This window comes from Paenibacillus sp. 32352, from assembly GCF_002042965.1.
GTDB lineage: Bacteria > Bacillota > Bacilli > Paenibacillales > NBRC-103111 > Paenibacillus_S > Paenibacillus_S vulneris.
The window spans coordinates 80,602-105,719 of sequence record NZ_MZNT01000016.1 but is presented as its reverse complement, the minus strand read 5'-3'; the positions used below and the strand labels follow the sequence as shown (position 1 = coordinate 105,719).

Annotated in this window: 25 protein-coding genes; 8 read left to right on the top strand and 17 right to left on the bottom strand. The window is 51.0% G+C overall.

Annotation, left to right across the window (positions count from 1 at the left end; translation table 11 throughout):
* Positions 1-5 precede the first annotated feature (5 nt).
* From B1728_RS29925 to B1728_RS29900, 6 genes are all read right to left on the bottom strand, one after another.
* A complete protein-coding gene (locus tag B1728_RS29925; RefSeq protein ID WP_079914094.1) occupies positions 6-323 on the bottom strand; it encodes a hypothetical protein in 318 nt (105 codons plus the stop codon).
* Positions 324-411: 88 nt separating this feature from the next.
* On the bottom strand, positions 412-1,377 hold the full coding sequence (locus tag B1728_RS29920) for a magnesium transporter CorA family protein (RefSeq protein ID WP_079914093.1): 966 nt from the start codon (positions 1,375-1,377) through the stop codon (positions 412-414).
* Positions 1,378-1,770: 393 nt separating this feature from the next.
* Positions 1,771-2,547, bottom strand: coding sequence for a sigma-70 family RNA polymerase sigma factor (locus tag B1728_RS29915; protein WP_079914092.1), 777 nt, complete (start codon positions 2,545-2,547; stop codon positions 1,771-1,773).
* Positions 2,544-2,993: an anti-sigma B factor RsbW gene (gene rsbW / locus B1728_RS29910; RefSeq protein WP_079914091.1), complete on the bottom strand. Its 450-nt coding sequence runs from the start codon at positions 2,991-2,993 to the stop codon at positions 2,544-2,546. The genes B1728_RS29915 and rsbW overlap by 4 nt, the downstream gene beginning before the upstream one ends.
* A gap of 20 nt (positions 2,994-3,013) precedes the next feature.
* Positions 3,014-3,268: an STAS domain-containing protein gene (locus tag B1728_RS29905; protein ID WP_306293561.1), complete on the bottom strand. Its 255-nt coding sequence runs from the start codon at positions 3,266-3,268 to the stop codon at positions 3,014-3,016.
* 216 nt (positions 3,269-3,484) lie between these two features.
* Positions 3,485-3,928, bottom strand: coding sequence for a DUF948 domain-containing protein (locus tag B1728_RS29900; RefSeq protein WP_079914089.1), 444 nt, complete (start codon positions 3,926-3,928; stop codon positions 3,485-3,487).
* Between the two features lie 187 nt (positions 3,929-4,115).
* On the opposite strand from B1728_RS29900, the gene B1728_RS36465 reads away from it, so the two are divergent.
* Positions 4,116-4,274, top strand: coding sequence for a hypothetical protein (locus B1728_RS36465; protein ID WP_179136260.1), 159 nt, complete (start codon positions 4,116-4,118; stop codon positions 4,272-4,274).
* Positions 4,275-4,404: 130 nt separating this feature from the next.
* Here B1728_RS36465 and B1728_RS29895 read toward each other — a convergent pair whose 3' ends face one another.
* The 9 genes from B1728_RS29895 to B1728_RS29855 all read right to left on the bottom strand — a co-directional run bounded on the left by B1728_RS29895 (position 4,405) and on the right by B1728_RS29855 (position 16,883).
* Positions 4,405-5,583, bottom strand: a complete 1,179-nt coding sequence (locus B1728_RS29895) for an NAD(P)/FAD-dependent oxidoreductase (RefSeq protein ID WP_079914088.1) — start codon at positions 5,581-5,583, stop codon at positions 4,405-4,407.
* Positions 5,584-5,616: 33 nt separating this feature from the next.
* Positions 5,617-6,039, bottom strand: coding sequence for a helical membrane plugin domain-containing protein (locus B1728_RS29890; RefSeq protein ID WP_079914087.1), 423 nt, complete (start codon positions 6,037-6,039; stop codon positions 5,617-5,619).
* Positions 6,040-6,482: 443 nt separating this feature from the next.
* Positions 6,483-7,532, bottom strand: a complete 1,050-nt coding sequence (locus B1728_RS29885; protein ID WP_079914086.1) for a Leu/Phe/Val dehydrogenase — start codon at positions 7,530-7,532, stop codon at positions 6,483-6,485.
* A 173-nt stretch (positions 7,533-7,705) separates the two neighbouring features.
* Positions 7,706-8,260, bottom strand: coding sequence for a hypothetical protein (locus tag B1728_RS29880; protein ID WP_079914085.1), 555 nt, complete (start codon positions 8,258-8,260; stop codon positions 7,706-7,708).
* A 77-nt stretch (positions 8,261-8,337) separates the two neighbouring features.
* Positions 8,338-9,537, bottom strand: a complete 1,200-nt coding sequence (locus tag B1728_RS29875; RefSeq protein WP_079914084.1) for a glucose-1-phosphate adenylyltransferase — start codon at positions 9,535-9,537, stop codon at positions 8,338-8,340.
* A 338-nt stretch (positions 9,538-9,875) separates the two neighbouring features.
* Positions 9,876-11,066 (bottom strand): ATP-binding protein, encoded by a 1,191-nt coding sequence (locus tag B1728_RS29870; RefSeq protein ID WP_079914083.1) that lies wholly within the window; start codon positions 11,064-11,066, stop codon positions 9,876-9,878.
* Between the two features lie 36 nt (positions 11,067-11,102).
* Positions 11,103-11,981, bottom strand: coding sequence for a CheR family methyltransferase (locus B1728_RS29865; protein WP_256865572.1), 879 nt, complete (start codon positions 11,979-11,981; stop codon positions 11,103-11,105).
* A 44-nt stretch (positions 11,982-12,025) separates the two neighbouring features.
* Positions 12,026-15,706: a response regulator gene (locus B1728_RS29860; protein WP_079914082.1), complete on the bottom strand. Its 3,681-nt coding sequence runs from the start codon at positions 15,704-15,706 to the stop codon at positions 12,026-12,028.
* Between the two features lie 31 nt (positions 15,707-15,737).
* Positions 15,738-16,883 carry a SpoIIE family protein phosphatase gene (locus tag B1728_RS29855; RefSeq protein WP_079914081.1) on the bottom strand — a complete coding sequence of 382 codons (1,146 nt, stop codon included), beginning with the start codon at positions 16,881-16,883 and terminating at the stop codon, positions 15,738-15,740.
* 321 nt (positions 16,884-17,204) lie between these two features.
* Here B1728_RS29855 and B1728_RS29850 point away from each other — a divergent pair, with 321 nt between their 5' ends.
* Positions 17,205-17,651, top strand: a complete 447-nt coding sequence (locus tag B1728_RS29850) for a YflT domain-containing protein (protein ID WP_079914080.1) — start codon at positions 17,205-17,207, stop codon at positions 17,649-17,651.
* A gap of 53 nt (positions 17,652-17,704) precedes the next feature.
* Positions 17,705-17,869: a DUF1328 domain-containing protein gene (locus B1728_RS29845; RefSeq protein WP_079914079.1), complete on the top strand. Its 165-nt coding sequence runs from the start codon at positions 17,705-17,707 to the stop codon at positions 17,867-17,869.
* 95 nt (positions 17,870-17,964) lie between these two features.
* On the opposite strand, the gene B1728_RS29840 is transcribed toward B1728_RS29845, so the two are convergent.
* On the bottom strand, positions 17,965-18,474 hold the full coding sequence (locus tag B1728_RS29840) for a DUF4188 domain-containing protein (protein WP_079914078.1): 510 nt from the start codon (positions 18,472-18,474) through the stop codon (positions 17,965-17,967).
* A 32-nt stretch (positions 18,475-18,506) separates the two neighbouring features.
* Positions 18,507-19,145, bottom strand: coding sequence for a TetR/AcrR family transcriptional regulator (locus B1728_RS29835; RefSeq protein WP_079914077.1), 639 nt, complete (start codon positions 19,143-19,145; stop codon positions 18,507-18,509).
* 203 nt (positions 19,146-19,348) lie between these two features.
* Here B1728_RS29835 and B1728_RS29830 point away from each other — a divergent pair, with 203 nt between their 5' ends.
* The 5 genes from B1728_RS29830 to B1728_RS29810 all read left to right on the top strand — a co-directional run bounded on the left by B1728_RS29830 (position 19,349) and on the right by B1728_RS29810 (position 25,011).
* The gene (locus B1728_RS29830; protein ID WP_079914076.1) at positions 19,349-19,939 is read left to right on the top strand and encodes a sigma-70 family RNA polymerase sigma factor; all 591 of its coding nucleotides are present in this window, start codon (positions 19,349-19,351) and stop codon (positions 19,937-19,939) included.
* Complete coding sequence (locus tag B1728_RS29825; protein ID WP_179136259.1) at positions 19,914-20,963, top strand: hypothetical protein; 1,050 nt, start codon at positions 19,914-19,916, stop codon at positions 20,961-20,963. The genes B1728_RS29830 and B1728_RS29825 overlap by 26 nt, the downstream gene beginning before the upstream one ends.
* Before the next feature lie 294 nt (positions 20,964-21,257).
* A complete protein-coding gene (locus B1728_RS29820; protein WP_079914075.1) occupies positions 21,258-22,346 on the top strand; it encodes a GerAB/ArcD/ProY family transporter in 1,089 nt (362 codons plus the stop codon).
* Positions 22,343-23,875 (top strand): spore germination protein, encoded by a 1,533-nt coding sequence (locus tag B1728_RS29815; protein ID WP_079914074.1) that lies wholly within the window; start codon positions 22,343-22,345, stop codon positions 23,873-23,875. Before B1728_RS29820 ends, B1728_RS29815 begins: the two co-directional genes overlap by 4 nt.
* Positions 23,872-25,011, top strand: coding sequence for a Ger(x)C family spore germination protein (locus B1728_RS29810; RefSeq protein ID WP_079914073.1), 1,140 nt, complete (start codon positions 23,872-23,874; stop codon positions 25,009-25,011). The genes B1728_RS29815 and B1728_RS29810 overlap by 4 nt, the downstream gene beginning before the upstream one ends.
* Positions 25,012-25,118: the final 107 nt, after the last annotated feature.

Here is a 25,118-nt window from a genome sequence, read left to right as displayed (position 1 = left end):
TGGACTTATCGTTCCAGCAGCAGTACCAGCTCATCCGGCATCGTTTGCTCGTGCAAAAGCATCCCTACATGCAGCTTGGGCCTGTCCGGCTTTACAAAATGACCGTCTTCCAAATGATAGCCGAGCTCCTTGGCCGCTGCGTGCAGCTTACAGAACAGCTCTGCCGCTTGAATCGCATCGTCCAGGTTTGAGAACGTTTCCAACACATTGCCTGTTCCCAGCGGATTGACCTGGGATTGAATGGTAACTTGAAACTTGTCCGAGTCGGTCTGACGAACGGAAACCTCATTGCCCCCGCAAGGGATACTGTGTTTTACTGTCATGGCAAACACCGCCTTTGTACAATAGGATAATGTGTTGCTTAAGTATCATTACCCTGTACCTGACAGCTTGAAACGAAGCAGGCGGCGTTTAAAACAGGTTGGAATCCTTCTTTTTCCCGCGGATCAAATCTCCTGTCCAGCCCTTCCACTTCAGCCATCCGTAGACGATAAGGGTAAGCAGCAGAATGAATACAATGGATACCGGATAGCCCCATTGATATTCCAGCTCGGGCATTTCTTTGAAATTCATACCCCACAAGCCCGCAAAGACCGTCGCCGGCGTACAGACGACCGTAAATACGGTCAATGTCTTCATAATCTCGTTCCCTCTGTACGACGCTATATTCTCATCCATAGCCAGAAGCGTGCTCACCTCGTCGTTAAAATGCGCCATTCGAAGCGTAAGCCGTTCCACCCGCAGGCACGTCACACGATAGGCTTCGCAGCGCGCCAGCTGCTCAGGATCATAAAGCTCCTTCACGGCTACCAGCAGCTCTTCCAGAGGGGTAATCCGGTGCTGCCAATGCAGCAGATCGTACTGCCGCTCTATCAAATGGTCCAGCAGGTGCGCGTTATTAAATCTTCTCATTCGCTGCTCCAGCTTGGTCAGCCTGGCGGAGAGCAGATCCAGACCATGCAGGCAGACCAAAGCCAGCTCACTCAGCAGCACGAAGAAGCCCTCTGCCGCCGTGCGGCAGCCCTTCATCCTATCATGGAGTCCTTCTTCATCCAGATGAGGACTCATGCTGGAATAATCCAGCTCGGAAGTAAATAACTCGTTCTCAGCCAAGTAAAACGACACATAGAGAGCCTCTTGATCCTCGCGCGGAGCCGGGCTGCCGTACAGAATCGCTCCGTACAAAGCTTTCGAGCCGTTATCATACATCCGGATCCGGGGTGTCCGGAAGCGGACCGTGCTGTGCTTTTTGAGCTGCTGAAGGCCGTTGACCGAATGAAGATCATCCCGAGAGGCCTCATCCACCTTTATTGCGGCCAAATCATCGCCGACATGCCATCTCCACCCGCCAGGCATGTTGAGCTGTCGAATTGTCATTGTCCATCTCCTCCCTCCAGGCGTGTTAACCAGGTGCGCATAAAAATACGCCCTTGTGAGGGCGTGAGTCTGTTGAAAAACCTGTAAAGCTTGAAAAATAGCATTGGTACCCCGGTGGGGTATCCCCCTCCGGCCAAGCTTCCGAAGCAGGCTTTGCTTTGCAAAGCCCTTAGCTGTTGTTCCCGGAAAAATTTTGATTATATCGCTTTACAGCGGGTATTTTCCGAGAACAAAGGCGGACGCTATCGCTCCTACGAGGGATACCCACCTACCACCTTTTACATTTTTCTATATGACCGGGTTTTTCAACAACTTTACGCCCTCGAGAGGGCGTGAGTCTGTTGAAAATCTGCAATCTGAACGCGCTTACACGAAGGCTTGTCCACTAGGCTATCAAGCGTCCGAAATTTCACGGGATTCCGTGAAAAACTGCTTCAGCTTGTCAATCGCCCGCTTCTGAATACGGGATACGCTCATTTGGGATACGTTCAGCTGCTCCGCTATGGTCCGCTGGGACTGGCCTTCTACATAAGCAAGGTGGAGCACCTGCTGCTCCTGGGTTTTCAGCCGCGCCATCGCATCTTCCAAATCCAGCTTGCGCTCGAGCTGCTGAAAATCATCTTTCTCCTCGCTCAGCAAATCGCCGATAGTGGCCCCATTGTCCTCCGTAGACAACGGCGTGTCCAAAGAAACATAGTGATAATATTCACGGCCGGCCAGAATCTCGATTGTCTCCTCGACGGAAAGGTCCACCTCTTGAGCGATCTCCTCCACATTGGGTGACCGCTCAAGCCGAACCGTCAGCATATCGATAGCGGTTTGAATACGGCCGCTTTTTTCCTTAACGCGCCGCGGTACCTGGATATACCAGGACTTATCGCGCAAGTAATTTTTCATATGTCCTATGATGCTTTTCATCATGTAAGCTTCAAATTGAACCCCCTGCTCCGTATCGAACTGCTTAAACAGCCGGAGCATGGACATCTGTCCCACCTGGTACAAATCTTCATAGAGGTCCGGACGGTTGCGCGACATTTTGCCCGCAGCCATCTTGACCATCGGTTCAAACTGCAGCAGCAAAGAGGTGGCGACCTCATTACAACCCGTTTGCTGATATTTTGCAATCAGATCGTGAATATGGAATGCCGGTCTCTCTGAATTTATTTTCATACCATTTCCTCACTTTTACTAAGACGTTTGGTCAATATGACCTCGGTCCCCCTCTCGCTCATCACTTCCACTTCATCCATCAGCGCCTGCATCAAATAAATGCCCAAGCCTCCGATGTTCGCCTCTTCTATTGATTTATGATGAAGCGATGTGGCCTGCTGAGCTTTCTCTTCATAATCAAAGCTGTGACCATGGTCCTTAACCGAAATACGTACCCCGTTCTCCAGCATTTCGAAACGGATATCCATCGTTCCCGGTCTGCCCGGATCATAGGCGTGGACGACCACATTGTTGCATGCCTCGGCTACGGCAACCTTCATGTCCTCAATTTCCTCGTAGGAGAAGCCGAGCTTGGTGCATATGCCATACAAGGTCAAACGCACGGGGTCTATAAACTCCGCTTCGGCAGGTAACGTCATATTAACCGTACGATTTTCCCAGTTCATATCTTCTCTTCTACCCTTTCTTATATCGCGTTATTCTTGGTTTCTTGGATAAACGGGGTTAACCCGGTCATATCGAACAGCCTTTTAATTTTGGGAGGAATATCCTCTACAATGATCGGAGCTTTCAGTACGTGTCGGGCTTTGAGCAAAGATAGGATCACCCCGATCCCCATGCTGTCGATATACCCCAAATGCTTCAGATTCAGCACCATCAACCGGTCCGTATCCGCTACGAAGGAATCCGCAGCCGCTCGAAATTCAGCCGCCTTGGACAAGTCGAGCTCGCCTTTTAAATAAACCAGATTGCTATTTGGAGTGACCTTTTTTTTCTATTTCGAACGTATGCTTTCGATTCATTCTTTTAAGCTCCTCTCTAACATCCAAACTTGTTTCCCATTATCATACCATTACCCCGAATGGGAACCAATGAAACAGCCGAAACCGGATGTTGTCATGATTTTTTTTATTTTCCCCGTGCTCCGGATGCTGCATCAAGGGGCTGGCGATTGACGCCGCTTGATCTGATGCCAGGCCTCCAGCACCACCGGCGCCAGCTGCAGTGCCTTGGCGATAGTCCCTGCCATGGGCCGGCACGCTTCTTCCGTCACCTTTTCCTTGATCGTACGGGCCGCCGCAGCCGATGCCTGCTTCACCGAGGAAGTGACCTCCTCGACCGCCTCACCTGCCAGCTTGACCGAATCAAATACAGGCTCCAGAGCATGCAGCTTTTGCAAAATATCCATAGTCACCTCATTCGTATGCCCGAGCAGCTCGGATGCCTCCTGCGTCATATTCTTCACTTCGTTCTGCAGCTCACGAATGGTCGTATTCGTCTGGCCCAGCAGCGATGTTACGGAACGCAACGTCGTAATTAGAAAAACGACCAAAACCACAAACGCGATGGCGATGACAGCTACACTGATTTGAATGATCATGGATTTCCCTCCCCAGAGTTCATGAATGTCAGCTTCAGCCCCGTAAGCCGGTACCGCTTATTCATCCTTATTCGGCTATTACCCTCCGCAGGCGCATAATGAAACTTGATTCATTCTCACAAAGCCGGGGTAATACATGCTACAGCGCTTCACCCAATTCGAGATGAATGTAAAGGAGCGATGCAGCATGGAACCGAACAATGTAGATATTGAACAAAAGCGTATCGAACAAAAATATGATAAAGGGCTTGTCGCCTCCACCTTCATTAAATACGCAGCCTACATCGTCATCTTCTTTGGCTTCTTATACTTCATTGTGCGCTATATCTTCCCTATGTTCCGGTAAAACCGGTACAAACCAAAAAAACTTCGCCCCCTCCGTTTTCATCCAAGAATGGGGCGAAGTTTTTTATGTAATCAAAGCAAAAAAGCCTTGCTGCGGAAAGCAATTCCGGGCAAGGCTTTTGGCATATGAATTAATAGGCAAGCGTGAAAAGGCCGTTGATATGAGACAAATAACGCATGTTGCTTGCTTCTTTCATCAGGGTAGCAGGCAAGCCCTTCAAGCGGGTTTGGTTCGCGCCGATCGTACCGATGCCGTCTTTGCGGCCCAAGCTTGCAAGCGTACCGGAGAATACAGGGCTAAACTCTTGCTTTGGTCCGTTGTTGAAGTAAGCGAAAATATTGTAGCCGATCGTTTCGCCCATTTGCCAAGCCAATTGAGCGGTAGGAGGATATGGACGGCCTTCTTTGCCGAACACAACCGCACTGTCGCCAGCCAGGAATACGTCCGGATGGGATGTGGATTGCAGGAAGTCTGTTACGGTTGCACGACCGCGGTTTACTTCGATACCACAGTTAGCCACAACGGAGTTACCTTGAACGCCGCCGGTCCATACTAAAGTGCTCGTATCGATGGAACTTCCGTCTTTCAACGATACGGTAGTTTCCGTCATTTCCGTAATAGGTACGCCGGTCAAGAACTGAACGCCGCGTTTTTCCAAGCTGGTTTGAGCGCGCTCAACCAATTCAGGAGCAAAGCCTGCCAGAATGGAAGGACCCGCTTCTACGCAGTACAAGGAAATTTCGTTGAAATCGATCCCTTTTTTACGGCACAGGCCAGGAAGCATATCCGCGAATTCGCCAACAAGCTCGACACCGGTAAGACCGCCGCCGCCGATAACGAACGTTGCGTCCGCTTTGTTCTTGGTTTTCGCGTAAGCATCGATGCGCTCTTCCACATGCGCACGCAAGCGGTTAGCGTCAGCCGCCGATTTCAGAACGAAGCTGTTTTCTTGCAAACCTGGGATTCCGAAGAATGCCGTTTCACTGCCCAATGCAATGACAAGAACGTCATACTCATACGTTTTGCCGCTGGCCATAAGAACCTTTTTCTCGTCCGGGCTGATTTTCTCAACGGTGTCAATGCGCAGATTTACGTCTTTACCGCGAAGCAGCTTCTCCAAAGGAAGAGCTACAGCCTGCTCGGACAGGTTACCTGCAGCCAATCTATGAAGCTCGGTAATGATTTGGTGAGTCGGAAAACGATTCACAAGAGTAATGGTTGCTTCTTCTGCTGTCATATATTTGCGTGCAGTCAGCGCAGTCAACAATCCGCCGTAACCGCCGCCCAAAATTAAAATTTGCTTCGACATACTTATCCTCCGTTCTATGGTAAATCCAATGGATTAACGCTGTTCCTTTTGTTCACGGCGCTCAGCCATAACATCCAGGAAAGCTTGGGAAAGCTGCAGCATTTTTTGCACTTGCGGATCTTTCAGCATTCTCAAGATGCCGAACAGACCGACAGAAGTGGTTTGCGCTGTCGCTACACGATCATTAGCCTCGATAGCAGCCGATGCAATACTTTTAGCACCATCTTGAATCGGTTTTACGAATTCTTCCATACCACCCTTGATATCCTCGATCAGCACTTGGTCCGTCACTACGTTTTGTACCACGTCGTAGGTTTTGGTCAGGATAGTAACCAATTCAGCCAGCTTAGGCAGGTTCTCTACCAGGACGGTTAGAGATTGCTGCACCTCAGGCTTCATCAATTGGTCAAGAACATCCGCAGATTCACGTGAAATCGTTTGTGTTGCTTCTGACATAAGTAAACGTCCTCCTTTGCATTGAGATAGAAAACCGCCAGTGTTTGCATCCCTGTTCATTCATTATAGCTTTTCCGTCTCAAGGAGATTTATGAAAATTGGATTTCAGGCTAATTGCTAATTGTAACTTTTTTCACAAGTAAGACAGAAGTCCAGCATTTAACTTTTTCCTTGCGATAGAACAGGTGCGAACGGAATCCTATGTAGTTCCTATTATACTCCTACTTCGTCAATTAGAAAAAAGCAATTTTCGACATCTGTGAACATTCTGCGAACAAATTAAGCTATTTTACGGATTCATGCCCTATTTATGGCACGGAATCATCCTTTTTTTAGACTTGCCTGCGAATTCTTCTGAAAATGAAACAAATACCCTGAAAATATTAAAAACGCCGTTCATGCCCATCCTTCGGACGAAACAAACGGCGGCTCTTATCTATAATTTAAGGCGCCGCACCGACAAGCCGCTGATCGGCCAGTCTATCGGCTGCAAGAGATGCGGCAATCCCCTCTGTCCGGGCTGATTGGAACACGCCGGCTGCATTGGCCGAGATGCGTTCCACCTGCTGCTTGGCTTGAGCCCCGTTGCAGCCGTTCAGCTCAGCCGCGGTAACAATGATTCCACCTGCATTAATCACATAGTCGGGAGCATAAAGAATCCCTGCCCCGTTCAGCAGCACCCCATGTCTCGGTTCGGCGAGCTGATTGTTTGCGGCGCCCGCTACGATACGGCAGCGAAGCTGTCCTAGCGTCGTATCGTTCAAGATCCCCCCGAGCGCACAAGGGGAAAACACATCGCACGCGGCGGCGTATATTTGATCCGGCATGACGGCGCTCGCGCCAAATTGCTTCATCGCGAAGAGGACTCGCCGTTCGTCCACATCCGCCACGATCAATCTGGCGCCTGCGTCGTTCAGGTATCGACATAAGAAGGTGCCCACCTTGCCCAGGCCTTGCACCGCCACCGTGATGCGGTTCAAATCATCGGTTCCGTACACTTCCTTTAGGGCAACACGTATCCCCAAATAAACCCCATATGCCGTCATCTCCGCTGTGAATTCCCCTGTTGCGCATAAGGACCCCGTCGTATCCGTTACATAACCGGTCTCGTGCCTGACGGCATCCATATCTTGAACCGTCGTCCCCAGATCGATGCCGGTAATATATCTCCCCTGCATCGTTTCAATGAAGCGGCCGAGCGAGCGAAAGACTGCCTCCCGCCTTGCCGGGTCGGGTTTGCCCATAATGACGGCCTTGCCGCCTCCATAGGGGAGGCCCGAAACGGCACATTTGTACGTCATCCCCTTTGCCAAACGAAGCGCGTCCCGAATAGCCTCCTCCTCCGAGGTATAGTCCCATATGCGGCACCCCCCGAGTGCGGGTCCCAGACGGGTATTGTGTATTGCTATAATCGCCTTCAAGCCGCTGCCCTTATCCTGACATAGGACAAGCTGTTCCGTATCATCCAGCTCCATCGCTTTCCATAATTCCATAGAGAGGTCCCCTTCGCCAAGCCGATTGTTCAGGGTATTCATCACAAATGCATGACTCTACTATAGACATATTCAAAGGCATGGACGCTGGTGACTCCAAATGGGAGGCTAAGAACGTTTCATATAAGAAATACCCCTGTTCCTATGCGGAAACAGGGGTTAGGCTCTTGCATCTACTGAACGGCTTCTTGAAAATAGTGAACCGAAGTCACCTTGCCGCTGACTACATCGGTGTAGATTTTTAAGACATGGCTTCCATCCTTATAGACGATACCGTCCTCGCTGACAAAATAGGGCTGACCCAGCTTAACCTTAAGCTTGTCGATATCCATCGGAACCTGGTCCCCATCGATATCCAGCTTCCCGGTTGACGCCGGCACCACCACGTACTCGATTTCGCCGTCCACCATAATGATGCTGCAATCGTTAAAGGTGTAAGTTTTTAAGGAAGGTAATATTTCATCCTGCTTCATAGATAGGGGCTGGCCTTTCATTTCGAACACGGTCTTCAAATCATCCGTTAGCGACAATCCATTCACGGATTGAAAGCGGGGCTGGGCCGATTCCGGATTCGTCTTCTGCGGCTGGACCGACATGTCCGAACGGCCCCCCGGCTTGGCGGAATCCGTCATGGCCAAAGCAGCCTCTTCGTGAATGGGCTGAACAACTCCCAAGCCCGTCCATAGGAATATCGTCGTTATTGTAATCATCCAAGACATCCTGTTCATGTTCCTTCCCTCCCCAATGTGTGGTGTTAGGACCCAAAAACATGCTGCCGGGAAATCATAAACAATAGACTTATTATTTAGCCTATGAGCTCCGCTTGCAATTGATTAGCCGAAACGAAAATTTTCGGCAGCTTTTGCCCCTGAATGCTGATGACTTCTCTGTCGCCGATCACGGAGATCATCTCCCCGTCGGCCGAACCCCAAGTGGTGCCATCACGTACAACGGCGCCTTCACCGACTATCGATTTGTAAATGGTCACTCCGCTGCCGATCTGTGCTCCCGGCATAATGACGCTGTCGAAAATACGGCTGCCCTGCCCTATAACAGCTTCCGTGGAAATCACCGAGCGCTCCACCTGCCCATGAATGGTGCAATCGGAGCAGATAAGCGATTGCCTTACGAGTCCCAGCGATTCTACAAAGCGAGATTGGGCCAAGCCATTGGCACTGTAGAGCGGCCAGGAGTCCCGGCTTGCAACGAAGGCGGGGCTTCCGCCCAGCAAATCCATATGGGCTTCCCACAGGCTTTCAATAGTTCCGACATCTTTCCAATAGTCGGCGAATTCATATGCATACAGCTTGGCGTTATGCTCCAGCATGGCCGGTATGACGTTCTTCCCGAAATCATGGCTGGAAGACGAATCCTGAGCATCCCGTTCCAGGAATGTGCGTAAGAAGGAAGTATTGAATATATAAATGCCCATAGAAGCCAAATTGCTTGCCGGAGCCTTCGGTTTCTCCGCGAATTCCGTAATGCGTCCGCTGGAATCGGTTTTCATAATCCCGAAGCGGCTTGCTTCCGATATAGGTACCGGAGTTACGGCAATGGTCGCATCCGCGCCCGCTGTCAAATGATGCTCCAGCAGCTTGCGATAATCCATATGATAAATGTGATCGCCCGAAAGGACGAGCACCGTATCCGGGTTATACTTCTCGATAAAGGACCAATTGCGGTAAATCGCATCGGCCGTCCCAAGGTACCCTCTTTCGCCGATCTGGGACTGGCGGGACGATAAGAGAGCTATCTCCCCTTGCTCCGGCTTCTCCAGCCATGCGGAGCCCAGACCGATATGACGATGCAGAGCCTCGGGACGATACTGTGTCACTACACCAACCGTATCGAGGCAGGAATGCCGGCAGTTGCTAAGCGCAAAGTCAATCATTCGGGCCGAACCGCCAAAATGAACGGCAGGCTTCGCCTTTTGACTCGTCAGTATGCCCAATCTCTTCCCTTCCCCTCCGGCAAGAAGCATAGCCACACATTGCTTTTGTGTCATCCCGTCATCACCAAACCTTTCCGTTTATGTAGTTTGCCTGACCTTCATAGTATTGATTAAACGAAGGGGACCGCATTGAAACAAGCGCTTCTAGGTTTTGGGCACTCCTGATTAGTATGGTCTATAATCAATTTTTCAATCTGGAGGAGACGGGGAAAATAAATCCCAGGGATGGAGGGAAGGCGGATGAGGGAGTGAATCACTTCATGCGCCGCCCGAACTCGGACGATATGAATTTGAAGGCAACAAAAAAAGCCTATGGTTCGTTATAGGCATGTCATGGCTTCCCTTTTGACGTAAGGGAGAGGTATTCGATTTCTATCGTTTTGCTTCAGCAATTATAAGGTATGATGCTCCAGCAAGCCTATTTTCGGCCGTATCGTAAACACAAATCGGGCTCCCGATGTATATTCCGTATCCAGATAAATCGTGCCCCCGAGCAGCTCGGTGAAATTTTTGCAGATGGCAAGCCCCAGCCCTGTACCTCCATATTTGCGGGTTGTAGAGGAATCCAGCTGGGAAAAGGGTCTGAACAGAATATCGCGCTTGGAGGCGGGAATGCCGATTCCCGTATCCTGCACGGCAAACTCAATTTCCACGTATTGATCCGTTTCGCGGGACAGCTCTTTGACCGACACGTGTACGCAGCCGCTCTCCGTAAATTTGACGGCATTTCCGAGCAAATTCACGAGAATTTGCCTTAACCTGGATTCATCTCCTACAAGCAGCTCAGGCAGCCGCGGATCGATCTCATAGGCGATATTCAACGATTTGCTGCGCGTTTCCAGCTGAAAGAGGCCTACCGACTCCTGCAGACAGGAATGGAGATGAAACAGCTCCTCGGTAATTTCCATTTTACCGGATTCGATTTTGGACAGGTCCAGTACGTCGTTCAGGATCGTCAGCAGCGAGGCGCCGCTCTTGCGGATCGTCTCGGCATACTCCCGCTGCTCCCCGGAAAGCTGCGTATCCAGCAGCAGATCCGCCATAGCCAGCACTCCGTTGAGAGGGGTACGAATTTCATGGCTCATGACCGCCAGAAATTCCGACTTGGCCCGCGCGGCCTTCTCGGCCTCCTCCTTGGCCTGCTGCAGCTCCCGGGTCCGTTCTTGCAGCAATGCCGTCTGCCTTTGCAGCTGCTGCTGGGTCACGTAAATGTGAACGAAGCCCTCGATTTTGGAGCGCAGCACATGAGGCATGACGGGCTTAACCATGTAGTCAATCGCACCGACGGAATACGCCGTGAAGGATTGATCCTGCTCATGATAGGCCGCCGTAACGAAAATGATCGGTACTGCCTTCGATTTGTCCCGGGATTTAATCCATTTGGCCGTCTCGAAGCCGTCCATGCCAGGCATCTGTACGTCCAGCACAATAACGGCAAAATTATAGGTGAGCAAGCAGCGAAGAGCCTCCTCACCGGAATGTGCCTTGACCAAATGGTAAGGCTGATCGCCAAGCATCGCCTCCAAAGCCAGAAGATTTTCCGGTTGATCGTCAACAAGCAGGATGTGAATCGGTTCATTCATGCAGCTTCCCATTCCTTTCCGTTATCGCTGGCATCCTTATTTGATCTTGCAATACATTTTCTGCTGCGGATCGAGCATTTCATAATGGGCCGCATGCTTGGTGAACGTGATCGTCTCCTTGTCTCCGAGCACAAAGATGCCCGAACGGCACAAGCTCTCATACATCAAATCATGCACCTTGCTTTGCAGCCCGGAGTTAAAATAAATCAATACATTGCGGCAGAAAATAACATGAAATTCATTGAAGGAGCGGTCCGTAACCAGATTATGCTGGGCAAAGACGATATTGTTGCGCAAAAAGGCTTGAAGGGTCGCACTGTCCCCGGATGCCGTATAATAACGGGAAAACTCCTCCTTGCCTCCGGCCTTAATGTAATTTTTGGTGTATTCCCGCATCTTTTTCAATGGATAGACTCCCCGTTCTGCATATTGGAGCACTTCCTCATTCATGTCCGTTGCGTACAGTCTCGTCCTGTCATACAGGCCCTCCTCATGCAACAGGATGGCCATGGAATATACTTCCTCCCCTGTAGCACAGCCCGCATGCCAAATCCGGATCGACGGGAGCTTCCGGAGCAGAGGGACCACCTTCCTGCGGAAGGCTTCAAATAAGCCCGGATCGCGAAACATTTCGGTGACATGAATGACCAGATCGGATGCGAGCCGTTCCATGCAGGCCCTGTCATGCAGCACCCGGCTCTGCAGCTCGGAAATCGTCTGCAGCCGTTCCCCGTACAGCCGGTGCCATATGCGGCGGCGCAGGGTAGGGTAGGCATATTGGCGAAAATCGTATCCATACAGGCGGAACACCCCTTCCAGCAGCAGCTCGATCTCTATTCGCTCACGTTCGTCCTCCTCATCCCCAAGGGGTTCCGCATCTACAGTTGTGTCTGCCACCCAAGCATTCGAATTCACACTGCTTCTCCTTTCCAGCCTCCGCTTCTCTCCTGCACCGCTCATCACTTGCATAACCAGACACGGATAAGGGAAAGCAGCTGCTCCGTATGAACCGGTTTCGTAATATAGTCCGATGCCCCAGCCTGGACACACTTCTCTCGATCGTCCTTCATGGCCTTGGCCGTCAAGGCTATGATAGGCAGGTGCTCAAACTGCGGCTGGCTGCGGATGGCGCGCATAGCTTCATAGCCGTCCATCTCCGGCATCATAATATCCATGAGCACAAGATCAATATCCGGGCTTTCCGACAGACGCTCCAATGCCTGCTTGCCCGTTTCCGCAAAGGCTACCTGCATATCATAGCCCTCCAGCAAATTCGACAGGGCGAAGACGTTGCGGATATCGTCGTCCACGAGGAGCACCTTTTTACCGGCGAACACCGCTTCCTTACTGTGAAGCTTTTGCAGAATACGGCGTTTGGCTTCCGGCAGACGGGCCTCCACCCGATGAAGGAACATGGCCGTTTCGTCCAGCAGGCGCTCCGGCGATTTCACGTCCTTGATAATGATCGATTCCGCATATTTCTTGAGCCTGAGCCGCTCCTTGCTGTCCCATCTATGCTGCGTATAAATAACAATAGGCAGACGCCGCAGGCCTTCTTCGGATTTAATCCGGTCCAGAAGCTCGAACTCGGCCAGATCCGCCGGTCCCATATCGATAACCATGCAATCGAAGGACTGCTTCTTCAGCTCGTCCCAAGCTTCGGCTCCGCCCGATGCACTGACGATTTGAACATCATCATGCCCGATCAGCTCGGTTATGGTGCTGCGATGGTCCTCGTCCTTGCCTACAAGTAAAAGCCGTCTCAAGCCGTTATCCAGGAAGGCTTCGATTTGGGCGAACGCCTGCTCCAGACTTTCCTTGCTGGAAGGCTTCTGCAAATAAGCGATCGCTCCCATGGACAAGCCTTGTTGAATTTCGTCCACTACCGAAACGATATGCACCGGGATATGCCTCGTGGCGGCATCATTCTTGAGATGAACGAGAATGGACCAGCCGTCGATCACTGGAAGCTGGATATCGAGCAGGATCGCATCCGGCTTATAAGCTTTGGCCAGCTCGAGTCCCGTGTCTCCCTGGAGTGCGACGATGACTTTGAAGCCTCTCTCGCGGGCGGTATCCATACAGATTTTGGCAAAATGGATATCGTCTTCCACGATCAGCAGAACCCTGTCGCCCTCCTCAATAGAGCCTCGATCGTCCGGAAGCTGCTGCGTCTCCTCAGAAGGCATGGCGGCGGATTCCATCGGCCTCAACAGAGCCATAGGCGGAACCGGCTCCGCTAAGAGCGGTTCGACGTCCCTGGCAGCAGCCGCTTGCGCATAGCCTTCGCTCAGCAGCGATTCATGATTTTGGGGGATGTACAAGGTGAAGCGGCTTCCTTCGCCCTCCACACTCTCCAGCTCAATGCAGCCTCCAAGCAGTCCCGCTATCTGCCTGCTGATCGACAGGCCGAGTCCCGTCCCGCCATAGTGGCGGCTCGTCGTGCCGTCCGCCTGACGGAATGCTTCGAAGATCATTCTCTGCTTATCAGCAGGAATGCCGATTCCGGTATCCGCTATCGTAAATCCGATCATAGGGCTGCCGCCCGTCAGCGAATGAATATGAATGGATACGCCTCCCTTGGACGTAAATTTAAATGCGTTGGAAAGCAGATTCTTCAGCACCTGCTGAAGGCGTAGGGAATCGGTCACGATGTCTTGCGGAGTCCCTTCATCGATGTGGATATCGAACGACAGCTTCTTCTTGCGGGCCATCGGGACGAAAGCTTTGTACAGAGCGTCCGTCACGTCCTTGATGACAACCGTCTCGGTGTGAAGCTCCATTTTACCGGATTCGACCTTGGCCAGATCCAGCACATCGTCAATCAGCTTCAGAAGGTCGCTGCCCGAAGTATAAATCGTCTCGGCATACTCAACCTGTTTGTGGTTAAGATTACCCTCTTTGTTCTCTTTCAGCAGCTGGGACAAAATCAGCAGACTGTTGAGAGGCGTCCGCAGCTCATGAGACATATTGGCAAGAAATTCCGACTTGTATTTGGACGCGTAGGTCAGCTCTATCGCCTGCTTCTCCAGCGCGTCGTTGGCATGCTCGATCTGCCGGTTCATTTCTTCGGATTCGAGGATTTGCTCTTCAAGCTGCTTCGTTTTGCGCAGCAAATCGGCATTGCTTCTTTCGAGCTCCTCTTGCTGGCGCTGCAGCAGCTCCTCCGAGGCTTGCAAAGCCTTGGTCTGCTCCTCCAGCTTTTCGTTGGATGCCTGAAGCTCCTCCTGCTGGGTCAAGAGCTCCTCCGATTGACTCTGCAGCTCGTCCGTCAACGACTGTGAAATTCGCAGCAGCTCCTCTACCCGCAGCTGTGCCCGGATTCGCTGCACCGTTATCGCAACGATCTCGCTGAGCCGATCCAGCAGCTGAAGCTCCAGCAGGCTGAAGGGCTGAAGAGAGGCTACCTCGAAAACAGCCACAACCTCATCGTAAGAGACAGCGGAACGAATGGCTACCGATAGCGCGGCCACCTCTCCGAAGGCGGACCGGATCTTCAAATAATCGGCCGGCACCTCCGCGAGGTCGATCGGCTTCCCGTCCAAGGCGCATTGACCGATAAGTCCTTGTCCGGGGATGACCTGTTGAACCGGCTCCGTCCCGTCTGCACGGGCATACATTCCTTTTAGCTCCAATGTACGGAGTGCATCCTGCTTGGGACCCGCTTCCTTCTCGGCGATATAAATAGCCCCGCTGTGAGCCCCAATGATGCGGCAGAGCTCGCCGATGAACGTCTGCCCCATCTCCTCGAACCGCCGGACACTCTGAAGCTCCGTAGAAATGAACGAGATATGGGATTCGAGCCAAGCCTGATCGGCATTAAGCTGGCTTAATTTCCGTTCATTGGCCGTTGACTCCTCCAAATCCTCAGCAATCTCATTAAAAATATGGGCGATATCGGCGAATTCATCCGTTGTCGTAATCGCTATGCGATAGGAGCCCATCCATCTGCCCTGCTCCTTTTCCAATCCGAAATTCGAGATGATACCCGATAGCATTCCCAATCCCCGGGTCACGCTAAGAACAATCCAGAACATGATGGCAATGCCGATCAACAGGCTCAGTATGGCCAGCAGCATCGTATACGTATAAACGCGGCTGTTTTCTTCTTCCGCCGCTGTCAGAGCCTGCTTCATCGCTTCTTCCTGGTAATCGGTCATACTGCCGATGCTGCTTACAAAATCATCCTGGTAACCGACGCCGACTGCGGTTCGCAGCTCGTTGGCCTCTGCTTGCTTGCCCGCCCTGTACAGCTGAAGGACGTCGTCCTTGTATTTCAAGAACGTTTTGCCGCTATTCGAAATATCGGCCGCTAAGGACTGCTCCATACCCCCTTTGAACTCGGTATCCATTTGGCTAAGGGCTTTAGAGACAATGAGGCTCTGCGAACGAATCGCCTCCAGACTTTGGGTCGATTTCGCCGGGTCGGCAATCAACAGCAAATTAGCGAGCGACTTGGCAAGCTCCGTCGTCCCGTTGTGAAGCTCCGCGGTCAGCTGCACCTTCTTGTACCGGTTGCTGTAAATCTCCTTCATGCTTTCGTCTATCGTCGTCAAGCGGTTAATCCCGATTCCGGCCAGTGTGAACATCAGCACCATCAGCGTTCCGAAGCCGAGAAACAGCTTTGTTTTTATCTTCATTGTACTCTCTCCTTACAGCCCCTCCGACGTTTTACCTCGCTCGAACCAGGACCATGCAAATATCGTCCTCCTGCTCCTTCCTGACCTCAGGCGGCAGAAGCCGATCGATGATGCTGCACAGCTCTTCCTCTCCGCTGCATGCGGACAGCTCATTGATAAGCGGGTTCGTTTCCTCCTGCCCTTCCTCTTCCAGCGCCTCCAGCAGGCCGTCCGTATACAGGAAAAGCTGAATCGGGCTCTTGTATTCGAGCACCCCTTTTTGAATATGCATTTGCTCGAAAAATCCGACGGCACAGCCTCCCTGATCCAAAAGGCGGACCGCTTGCCCTTCCTCGAACAGCATGCCGGGCGGATGTCCGGCGTTGACATATTCGATAGTCCGGGCCTCCGTATCGATCAGCAGATAGATAGCCGTAAAATAATAGCTGAAGCCGTTGTTATTCCGTTTGTTCAACTGGTTCATGTACCGGTTCAGCTCGGCGACAACCAGATCCGGGGAGACGAACCGCGTGATTGTATCCTGCATGACGGATGAAATGAACATGCATACAAGCGACGAGGAAATGCCATGCCCCATCATATCCAGCAAAATGATGCCGTACCGGTGGTCATCGATGCGGTACCAGGAATACAAATCTCCTGCCAGCTCATAGGAGGGATGGTAGGAGGCGCTGATATCCAGCCTATCCGTATGGACCGGCTGACCCAGCACGCTGCTTTGCACCTGCTTGGCCAGCTCAAGCTCGCTTTTGATCCGCGCTTCGTTCTCCTTATGCCAGTCCTTCTCGTGCTTCAAGCGCAGCGCTACGCGTATGCGCGCGATCAGCTCCACCTTGTTGACAGGCTTCATCACATAATCCGAAGCCCCCGCCTCCAGCACCTCCGCCAGCAGGTTGGAGTCTCCCAATGCCGTCACGATGATGATGGGGATGTCTTTCAGCTCCTCGCATTCCTGAATGCGTCTGCAGGCCTCAAGACCGTCTATCTCAGGCATCATCATATCCAGCAAAATCAAATCGACCGGTTCCTTGGGTCCCATCCCGGTCCCTACATTTAACAAGTCCAGCAATTCCACTGCGGATGACAGCTTGATAAAATGCGAATACCCCGTATTGCTCAATATTTTTTCAATCACCATCAGGTTAATGGGATTGTCGTCCACGATTACGATATTCATCGTCAATAGTCCCCTATCGTTTTGCGTCTTACTTGCTTTCTATTATAAATAGAACTCTATATTTATGTAACCAATCTCCGCGGGATTGAATCACCTTCGCTTCTTGTTTCATTCCTGGGGCAAGCGGTTAAAAAATGGCATGCCGATCCCGGCGGCTCGATAGCTCAAGTGAGTGCCCTACTCGAAAACTCGGCAGGCGCTTACGAAGAAAGTTTTCTAGCGAAAACTCAGTAGGTGCTCACGAAGAAAGTTTTCTAATCGAAAACTCAGTAGGCGCTCACGAAGAAAGTTTTCTAGCGAAAACTCTAAGGAGGGATTACCATGAACAACAAGGTGAAGCTGGTAATGACAGAGGAGCAGGCAATCGAAGCCATTCGCGATTTCCGAAGGGAAGGCTATGCGCTGGAGGAAATCTACGTGTTGGCTCATGACGACAAGACCACCGAAGGGCTGGCCAATCTTATGGACACCAATAAAGTAGGCTTGTATGAGGAAGGCATCGCGAATACATTCGCGAACTTGTTCCGCTCCAGGGGAGACCAATTGCGCTCCAAGATGCATTCGCTGGGCTTGACGAAAGCGGAGGCCGATCATTTCGAGGCTGAGCTCGACAAAGGAAAAATCCTTGTCATGGTATGGTACGACGATATCGATCGCCATGATCTGGAGGAGGCCCGCCGCCGCAATCTCCATCGGGACGAGCCGGTTATTCCGCCCGCCGGCCTCTATATGTCCGACAGTATTGGACCCGACGGCACGATGCGATAACGCTTAGGCTAAAGACATCAACATGAACGGAATCCTATTGGGAGGTGAGGCAAATGTTAAGCTGGGCATTATTGTTTCTGGTTATTGCAATCATCGCCGGAATCTTCGGATTTCTTGGCATTGCTTCCGCCGCAGCGGGGATTGCCAAAGTGTTGTTCGTTCTGTTCCTGATCCTGTTTGTCATCACGCTGATTTTGGGGCGTAGACCTTCAGCCTGACCCAAGACAGCCCATTCAGGGCATTCCATTTGATAAATGAACAAAAGGAGCTGTGATCCCGAGTTGTCGGGAGCAGCTCCTTTTGCATGCCAGCTTTATCCGGTAATTTCCGTATTCTCTTGCTTGTGTCCGCGGCCGGAACTCAACCGGTCGCGGGCGCTTTCATGCCGTCTGGCCACGGGAAGGTGGGAGCCGGCTTGGGCCAATCCGTAGACCGGCATATTGTTATAGAAGCATTCATGCTTGCCCTCGTCGATCAAATACGATTCATGATAAATACCAACCGTACCGCTCGTTCCGACCTTCTGATTAAATTCACGCCAAGCCTCCAGATGGGTAGCCCCATGCCTCGCGTAATGCTCCAGTTGCTCAAAGGACCGCCAATACTGCACTATCGTCAAACCGCGCCAGGATAGGAAATAAGAGGCCGACAAAAAACCGAGCTCCGGATGCTGATACAGCTCCTTTAACATCTTGGGCATCGCCTTCATCACCGGCAGCCACTTGTGAACGGCCCACAGCTTGTTAATGCGCATTCCAATCATAAAAACGACAAAGGACCCTTCCATCTGGGCCGTATATCTTCCCGGTATAACCTTTGACATTGCACCCACATCCTTTTTATTTATTCTATAGCTTAACTTCGCATTAATAGCTTCAGATGAGCCTCATATACTCCCATTACATCGTTGGACCGGTACAAATGCGCGGTTAGAAACGCCCCGTAAAAAATCGTAAACGCCATTTGCACGGCCATACCCGGCGTTATGCCTTCTCTTAATTCTCCATCTGCATGGGCCTCTTCTACAAACTGCCGAAACAGCTCGAACAGGTTCGGATCCTGCCGGCCGATCTCCCTATGCTCGGGAAACAGCAAATAAATTTCGGCTTCGCTAAGCTCCGGCATGCACGGATGCATCTTCATTTCGGACAAGAAGCTGATCAAGCTTAGCATCAGGCCAGGCCATTTCTTCGAGCGCTCTGCCACGTCAGCGAATATATGGCGCAGCGCCGCAAATCCCCGCTTCGGCTTCTCCGCCAGCTCGATCATCCGGTCTGTCAGCCAGACCCGCATGTAATAAACGAGCACATCCTCCTTTTGCGGAAAAAATTTAAAAAAGGTGACCTTCGATATTTCCGCCTTACGGCAAATGTCTTCCAAATAGACCTCGCGAAACGATTTTTCTCCGATAAGCTCGAGGCACGCTTCGTACAAGGCCAGCTTAGCCCGGGCTTTCTTGAGCTCCCGCAATGGTATAGCGTTTTGTTCTGCCATTATGAATTCCTTCCAAAGTTTTGTTAACTCATATAAATAGATTAACACGAGTTAACTTTTTAAGTCAAGTAAAGCTTCTGATCTTTTTTCCATATTTATTAGCACTGGAATATAACCTAAACTAAAAACTAAATAGAACCGAACCTTTTTGGGATACAGAGACAATATAGGGTGTAAGCTGCTTACTCAGGAGGGCCCTCTGAATGCAAAGTGAATACATGTACGAATTACTCGCCAAAGTGAAGGATGGTGACCAACAGGCGTTTCAAGCGATGTATGACGCCACCTATCAGGACGTCTACCGCACAGTCTCCTTTCTGGTGGATCACCAGCAGGATCGGGAAGACATCATGAACGAGATCTATATGCAAATGTGGACCTCACTTGCCAGCTATGATATGAACCGTCCTTTCCACTTCTGGCTGCACGGATTGGTCATCCGTCAAGTGCAGAGATTTCGAGTCAAGGGCTGGCGGAGATTCCGAATTTTTGAACGCATCCGTATCTTCTCCCGGGAAGAGCATCATTGGGATCATCCCGCTGTGGTGACGGAGGGGACTAACCAAGAGATATTGCAGGCACTTCAAAAACTGACCGACAAGCAGCGAACGGTGACTATCCTCCGTTTTTTCCATGACTATACTCTTGAGGAAATCGCAGTATTGCTCGATATTCCGCTGGGTACAGTCAAGTCCAGATATCATGCTGGCCTTCAGGCGCTTCGAAAACATGTAGGGAATCTCCCCCCGGAAAGGATGGAACAGCTTCATGACTATGGAACGCAAAATCCGTGAACATCTGCATCAAGCAGCAGAAGCGATGGAATGCCCGCCGGCCATTTCCAAACGCATAGAACAATCCTATGCGCAATATTTGCAACGAAAAAGGAGAGAACTATCTATGAAAAAACGACTTATTAGCGGAATCGCTGCGGCTGCGATTTTGATTCCAACTGCAGCATTTGCGGCCCCTCCCCTGATTGAAATGCTTACTAGAACACCAATGACTACGGAACAAGTCAAGGTGGATGAGGCTGGCAAGGCAGCACTTGAGAAGCTGTACAGCGCATTGCCCGTAACAAAATCGTTTGAGATTATCGATGCAAGCCGCGTTCAAGGTATCCAAACCAGTATTACATTGCAGGAAAAAGGTGGAACCGGCAAAAGGATTACTCTTCATACCAACGCAGTTACGGGTGCGATCGAGCACGTGATTCAAGAGAATTGGGAGCCTAAGGAGAGGCCGCTCACTGCTTTAACGGATCAGGAAATCAAGACCAAGGTAGATGATCTTATTGATAAAATGTACGGCAGCATCGGTGAGTATGAGTCTGCTATGGAGCAAATGGAGAACCCGGAACAAAAAACATGGATGTTAAATTACACCAAAAAGGGATCGAAAGCGCCATTCTACCAGGCTTTTGTCCAGGGCAATACCATCAGTATTTCTCTGATCGGCGGTGAGACTGCACCTTCAAACATGAAAGTAGAAGGCTTCTTCTCCACAAATGGTAAGCCCGATTATACTGCTGATGCCTTTTTGAACGATGAAAACCTGCTTTCATTACTAAACATGAGCCCAGCAGAATTAAAGCAGCAATTGGCAAAAGGGCAATCTGTTGTTGATATTGCAGCATCTAAGCATGTCTCTAAACAGCAAGTGATTGATGTGATTGCGAATACGCAGGCTGAAGGACAGATTCAAGCTGAACAAAATGGGGAAATCCCTAAGAGCCATCCTTCAAAGGAACAAATGAAAAAAGCTCTTGAGCCAAAAATTTTGCCGGTTATCGAACATAAAACGGAAACACCATGGTAAGGTTGGAAGAGCCATACGGGTGAATGCTGTAAGCAAGCGATGAGCCCTGCTTGTTCAAAATGAAAGTGTGCCGGCTGCCGCCTTAAAAGGTGGGGCAGGAATAGAAGTACAATAAATAGCCTTAACTCCGACTCGGTGGCCCGTAGGAGGCATTTTAAAAAGATGCCCTCCTGCGGGTCATTGCTGCTTTGATCAAAGATTTATTTTGACCTCATTCGACAAATTCCCGGTGTAAAACATCCCTTTTTTGGGTATCACTTCTAAGGGGAGAATAAGGGGGCTGAGCTGAACAACATGAATTCGTCCAACCAAATTTCCATACTGCAGCTAAGCATCCTACTAACCATGACCGTCGGACTTGCCAATCATGTTACCGTCATTCCCCTGCTTCTGCAAACCGCGAAGCGGGATGCATGGATCAGCGTCATTGCCGCCTTCATCCTGCTCGCAGCCTGGATTTGGATCCCTTTTGCCATAACAAAAAAAACAAGGCAAGCGAATCTTGTCGATTGGCTCAAGAACCATACGGGAGTCTGGTTTACACGATTCATACAATTTGCAGCCGCTATCTATATAGGATGCATCGCCTTCATTTCACTGAAAGAAACGGTAACCTGGACCAAAGTAACGTATTTACCCCAAACTCCGGTAATCATTATTGCTGCCGCTCTGATTCTGCTCAGCTGTTATACCGCTAGCAAAGGCATCCAATCCATTGCGATTGCGGCGGGCATCCTTCTGCCCATGGTCATCGTGCTCGGTTATTTCGTCATGGCCGCTAACTTTCAATATAAGCGATATAATCTGCTGTTTCCGATGATGACAAGCCAGCTGTCCGCCATTGCCCAATGCACGATTTATATTGGCGGCGGATTTATCGAGCTGATCATCATCTTGTTTATGCAGCATTTATTAAGCCGTCCCCTCAAATGGGGCCATTTATTTGCGCTGCTCTCCGTCATTTGCGGGTTGACTCTAGGCCCGCTGACAGGATCGATTGCCGCCTTCGGCCCGGAGGAGGCCGCCAATCTGCGCTACCCTGCCTATGAGCAGTGGAGGCTCGTCACAATTGGCGAGTACATCGCCCATGTCGACTTTTTCTCTATCTATCAGTGGCTCTCCGGAAGCTTCATCCGCATCGCGCTATCGATCTTTCTGATCGTCGAGCTGTTCCAGATCAGACTGCCCCGGAGACGCCAATTATCGATTAATCTGATCAGCTTATGCTTGTTTATTCTATGTATGCTGCCGGTCAGCGACATGACTTTCGTCGCCTACATTCACAACTATTACGCGATAACCTTCTACGCGGCACTTGTGATCTCGCTTGTTCTTATCACCCTTGTCGCTCTAAAAAGCAGGCAGAAAGGACGAAGCCTATGAACCTTCTTCATTGGATACGCAGCAGGCTGGAAGACAGGCGTACAACGTCCCCTTTAACCCGAAGCAAGCCCTCCAAGATGCTGACACGCTGGGATGAGCAGACGCTTCGCTCCTATTTCGCCCATTCCGATGATATATGCATTGCCGCCCATACCTATTCCAATCCGGCTTGCCCCAAGGTCATATTCGTCTATTGCGAAGGAATGATCGATTCCAAACAGCTGCAAGAATGGGTCATCCCCAATGTCACCGTCTGCATCAAGGAGCATTCGAAGTGGGAGACCATCACGGATCATTTGGGCGGCCTGCTCCAGCTGGAATCGATACGGTCGGACGAGAGCCTGTTTACGCGCTTGTTCAGCGGTCATCTTGTCATTGTCTTCGAAGCCCTCTCCCTGGTTTACACCGTCTCTATTCCGCAGATCCCGCAGAGGAACCCGGAAGAATCAGCCACGGAAATTTCACTCAAAGGCCCCCGGGATGCCTTCACAGAGGAAATCTCTACGAACGTCGCTTTAATACGTAAAAGACTGCGGACGCCCACCTTGTGCAACGAGCCTTTCGAAATAGGAACAAGGAGCCGGACCAAGGTGTCTTTAATGTACATCCGCGACATTGCCAATCCGAATACGATCCAGGAAGCGCGCAACCGGCTCAATAACATCTGTGTCGATGCCCTTCTAAGCAGCGCCCAATTGGAGGAAGGGTTATCCGACCGGTCCTATTCGTTGTTTCCACTGATCGACTATATAGGAAGGCCCGATTTTATTGCCGAGTCCCTGCTCCGGGGCCGCTTCGCCGTCTTGGTGGATGGTTCCCCGATGGCTCTGATCGCGCCGTCTAACCTGACGTCTCAGCTCAAATCGCCGGAGGACCTGCACCTCACCTTTTACTTTGTCAGCTTTGAAAGAGCGCTAAGGCTCATCGGCTTGTTCGTGGCCATTTTTGTTCCCGGCTTTTGGGTTGCCTTAAGCACGTTCAATATGGAGCAGCTCCCATTTCCGCTGCTGGCTACCGTAGTAACCTCCCGTACAGGGCTGCCCACCTCGGCACCGCTGGAAGCGCTTCTGATGCTGTTTTTGTTCGAGATCTTTCGGGAGGCCGGCATCCGGCTGCCGAAGGCCGTCGGACAAACCATTGCCGTCGTGGGAGGACTTATTATCGGGGACGCGGCTATCCGGGCCGGGCTGGCTTCACCCACCATGCTGATTGCTTCCTCGGTGACCGCTGTCGCCACCTTTACTTTGGTCAACCAGTCTTTAAGCGGAACCGTGAGCGTGCTCAGACTTTTCGTGCTGGTGTGCTCCTCTATACTGGGGTTGTTCGGCTTCTTCATCTCCATGTTCTTTATTGTCGTCTATTTGTCCGGTCTGCGCTCCTTCGGTCTTCCCTATCTTGCCCCCTTATCCCCTATTACCTTCCGGGGCTTGATTCCTGCCCTGCTGGCACTTCCATGGAGCGCTGAGAAAAGCAGGCCGGGGATGCTGGAGACCATCGATTCCACCCGGGAAGGTACGAGTAAGGAATGAAACGGATACCGATCATGGCAGCTCTTCTTGTCGGCATGGCGCTCATCACCGGCTGCTGGGATGCCCAAAATGTGGAAAAGATCAATTATATCTCCGCCATCGGGCTGGATTACGAGAAACCGAATTACGTCGTTTATGCGCAGCTCCTGGAATTTTCCGCAATTGCGAAGCAGGAAAGCCCTGAGAGCAGGGGAGGGACAAAGACCTGGGTCGGCAAAGGAATAGGAGAATCGCTGAACCTGGCCATGAATGACCTCTATAATACGGCACAGCAAAGAATGGTATGGAGTCACGTAACTACTATCTTTATCGGGGAGAAGGCGCTCAAGCAATGGCCGGGAGGGTATGTGGACGCTCTGACCCGATTTCGGGAAATTCGGCTTACCCCATGGGTGTTCGCGACCAAACAGCCTATAACCGAAATCATGAACGCGCCCGCTTTCTTCAATCTGTCTCCCCGCGATACGATTTCACATTCGCCGGCCGCCAACTATATGCAGCACTCCTGGATACTTCCGATTCAGTACATGACTTTCTTAGGGGATTACAACGAGCCCGCAAGAACCGTGATTCTGCCTATCCTTTCTATCAATCCGGACCAATGGGAAAAATCCGAAAAACCGGACCCGAAGCTGACCTGGGACGGGGCATTCATCATGAGCGGCAAAAAAATCAAAGGAGCCTTAAAACATGAAGATTTGAAGGGGCTTCGCTGGGTTATCGGAAATACGGTCCGTTCCCCGCTGAAAGTGCAAGAGAACGGAAAATTACTTGGAGTCGTATCGCTCGAGGATCCGTTGGTCCATATTGATGTAAAGCAGGCGTCAGGCCGTCCCCAATATCATCTGCGGATTTCATTGCAGGGGAATGTCGTGGAATTGTTCGGCGATACGCCGGAAAAGGAGCTTGTTGCCGCAGCCAAAAAAATGATGGAGAACGAAATCCGGTTCACTTATGAAAAGGGAATCGCTATCCATGCCGATGTCCTTCAGCTCCAATATGCCCTCTACCTCCAGCATTATAAGGATTGGAAAAGGATGTCGGAAGATCAGCTCGCTTTAGACAAGAGCTCCCTGGATGGAATCGATATCCAGCTCAAGCTGCTGCATTCCGGCATGCTGAAGGAGAAGAAATAAACGTTCACGGGGGCTTAGATAAAAGCAGTCTGGGGGGATTTTCGACGTATTGTGTCGCAGCTCAGGCGGGACCTCCCTATCGAGAGAAAAAACACAGACCTTCCTGC